At 41.8% G+C, this 2,979-nt stretch carries 4 protein-coding genes; 3 read left to right on the top strand and 1 reads right to left on the bottom strand.

What is annotated here, in order from left to right; all coding sequences use genetic code 11:
* The 3 genes from VF500_RS17805 to VF500_RS17795 form a co-directional block, all read left to right on the top strand.
* Nucleotides 1-807 (top strand): ATP-binding cassette domain-containing protein (locus VF500_RS17805; protein WP_330860970.1); only part of this gene is annotated, 807 nt, incomplete at its 5' end.
* Nucleotides 808-1,161: 354 nt separating this feature from the next.
* On the top strand, nucleotides 1,162-1,473 hold the full coding sequence (locus VF500_RS17800; protein ID WP_330860969.1) for a hypothetical protein: 312 nt from the start codon (nucleotides 1,162-1,164) through the stop codon (nucleotides 1,471-1,473).
* A 4-nt stretch (nucleotides 1,474-1,477) separates the two neighbouring features.
* Nucleotides 1,478-1,894 (top strand): SMI1/KNR4 family protein, encoded by a 417-nt coding sequence (locus VF500_RS17795; protein ID WP_330860968.1) that lies wholly within the window; start codon nucleotides 1,478-1,480, stop codon nucleotides 1,892-1,894.
* Between the two features lie 63 nt (nucleotides 1,895-1,957).
* On the opposite strand, the gene VF500_RS17790 is transcribed toward VF500_RS17795, so the two are convergent.
* A complete protein-coding gene (locus tag VF500_RS17790) occupies nucleotides 1,958-2,767 on the bottom strand; it encodes an SDR family oxidoreductase (protein WP_330860967.1) in 810 nt (269 codons plus the stop codon).
* Nucleotides 2,768-2,979 lie beyond the last annotated feature (212 nt).

Here is a 2,979-nt window from a genome sequence, read left to right as displayed (position 1 = left end):
AAATCAAAAGCCCGTTTAGGTAACTACGAAAAACTGGCATCTGAAGAAACAAAAGAACGCGAAGAAAAACTGGAGCTATTTATTCCGCCGGGCCCGCGTTTAGGTAACGTGGTAATTGAAGCCAACGGGGTAAGCAAATCATACGGCGATAAATTATTGTTCGATAACCTGAGCTTCTCCTTACCTCCGGCAGGTATAGTTGGGATCATCGGCCCTAACGGTGCGGGTAAAACCACACTATTCCGTTTAATTACCGGGCAGGACCAGCCAGATGCCGGTACTTTCCGTGTTGGTGAAACTGTAGCCCTGGGTTATGTAGACCAGATGCATGACGACCTTGACCCTAACAAATCTGTTTGGGAAAACGTAACCGGCGGTTTGGAAACCATTATGGTAGGTAACCGTCCGCTCAATTCAAGGGCATACGTATCTAAATTTAACTTTAACGGCGCCGATCAGCAGAAAAAAGTAGGCGTACTATCGGGCGGTGAACGTAACCGTGTACACCTTTCTATCACGCTCAAAAAAGGATCGAACGTGTTGCTGCTGGATGAGCCTACCAACGACATCGACGTAAATACACTGCGTGCACTGGAAGAAGCGCTGGAAAACTTTGGCGGCTGCGCCGTAGTGATCAGCCACGACCGCTGGTTCCTCGACCGCATCTGTACCCACATCCTGGCCTTTGAAGGCAACTCACAGGTTTACTTTTTTGAAGGAAACTATTCCGATTACGAAGAGAACAGGAAGAAGCGTTTAGGCGATGTTGCTCCGAAAAGGATCAAGTATAAGAAGTTGACGGTGTAAAACTAAAACTGCCGCGGGTTTAGCGATAGTTTAGCCCGTTGCAATCAACAATAACGCTATTAGCTTTATAAATGCTGCAGGTTACATTAACTTGCAGCATTTTTTTTATTGAACCCAATTACCTAAACGTTGACAAAATTCAAATCGGTTTTAAAAGCCCTCGATATAACCGTCGAAAATACTTTTTTTGTAATTGTCTTTTTCACCGGAATCATTCTAACTTATTTCGAAATAGTTTTATATAGGTTAACCTTTATCAATTTCGCTATTCCATTTTTTATATGGATACTTTCGGGGCTTTTCATAACACCATTCCTTTTCAAAATCTTACCCAGGCACTTAGAAATTAACTCTTTGTTTAAACAGCTTGTATTTAACATACTAACCTGGGGCGGTATAATAGCCTATTTATTTATGGCGCTTAATTTTTATTGCGCCGATCCAACCCCCATGTCACTTTCATTAATAATAAATGATAAAGGCACATTAGCCAAAGGCCGTTCGGGGTGCGGCGAACCTTATGTTATTGTCAAACATGACAATTTCGAAAAGCAAATCGTATTTCCCTGCGGTACATCAACAGATGGGTTCAAAACCATTGATTTAACTTTACGCAAAGGCTTGTTCGGCTTTGATATTATTGAGCGTAAAACCTTATCTAAATAATAAAATGGAACAACTTGTACGGCTATTAAACAAATACGGATTTGAACAAAGGCCTCAGCCTTTAGAACAGGATATTATAGATGCCATGCCCTTTCAATTGCCTGACGATTATAAATTTTACCTGGAAAATTACGAACCGTTTGAAGGTTCTATAGGCCGCGAGTATGTACAATTCTGGAAGGCCGATGAACTTTTAGAAGCAAACCAGGGATATGGCATTGCTGAGTATCTCCCTAATGTTTTTGGCATAGGTGGCAATGGCGGCGGTGAATTTATAGGCATCGAGTTTCTAAGCGATGGTACTCATCACATAATTCTCTCGGATCTTATTAGTATGGAAACGGAGTATTTTATTGAGATAGGAACTTCCTTTTTTGATATGCTTGTTCGGCTGGATAACGGCAGAGAATGGTTTGAATAAAGCAACCAACAATAAAGCCACCCTGTTTTGAGTGGCTTTATTGTTGGCTGTTACACCAAGATCTTACTTTATCCCGTAATGGTCATTCATCAGCTTTTCAAATAAACCACCCGGCAAAATCGCTTTCAACGTAGGTACAATGGTCTGCCCAACCTGCCCAACCAAATAACGGTGCTTAGGGCTTGATGAACCTACTATCGAAACCAGCTTTTTAGCTAACGATTCAGGGCTTGGGGCAATACTTTCATCTTTTTCCATGGCGGCAACGGCAGCATTGTATTCGGTCTCCAACTTATCGTTCTTGATAGGGAATTTCACTTTAGCGCGGTTCTGACTAAAGTCCGATTTAAAGTCACCAGGATTAAGCAAGGTTACTTTGACGCCGGTATTGCGCAGTTCCATCCTCAAACTTTGGGAATAACCTTCAATGGCATATTTTGAGGCGCTGTACATGCCCTGGTATGGCAAACCGAACAAACCGGCTAATGAACTAATGTTCACGATCAGTCCTTGTCCTTTTTCGATCATTGTAGGCAATACCGTAGAACTAACACGGATCACACCAAAAAAGTTCACTTCAAACTGTTGCTTTGCGCTTTCAACAGGCATAGCATACGCCGGACCGGTTACACCGTTACCTGCATTGTTCACCAATACATCGATTTTACCTTCGGCTTTAATAATGGTACCAATAGCTGCTTTTACCGAGGCATCATCGGTAACATCAAGTTGAACAGGTTTAAATGATACGGATTTCATGCGGTCAAGACTGCGCGATGAGCCGTAAACCGTATGGCCTGCGGCTTGCAGCGCGTTAGCGCAGGCTAAGCCAATACCAGAAGATGCTCCTGTTACTAATATTACCTTTTTCATTGTTGTAAGGGTGAGTTGTTTTGTTTGATTGTTTATTGGTTTGCTTGTGCCGTTTTTCGGCAGCGTAAAGATGTGAATTTATATCCCAGCAAAACAAGCAGATAAATTAAAAATAATGTTATCTACATAAAAAATTCATGGTAGAATGCTACATAAAAACAATTGTCATTTCGAAACGAGGAACGAGTGAGAAATCTTGTACGCCCTGTATA

The sequence above is a fragment of the Mucilaginibacter sp. genome (assembly GCF_036383575.1).
Lineage (GTDB): Bacteria > Bacteroidota > Bacteroidia > Sphingobacteriales > Sphingobacteriaceae > Mucilaginibacter.
The sequence above is the reverse complement of the archived record's forward strand: the minus strand, read 5'-3'. Positions and strand labels throughout refer to the sequence as shown.

Bases quoted from the DNA above. Each gene is read 5' to 3' on its own strand.
- VF500_RS17795 (WP_330860968.1), top strand. From the start codon at position 1,478: ATGGAACAACTTGTACGGCTATTAAACAAATACGGATTTGAACAAAGG.
- VF500_RS17790 (WP_330860967.1), bottom strand. From the start codon at position 2,767: ATGAAAAAGGTAATATTAGTAACAGGAGCATCTTCTGGTATTGGCTTA.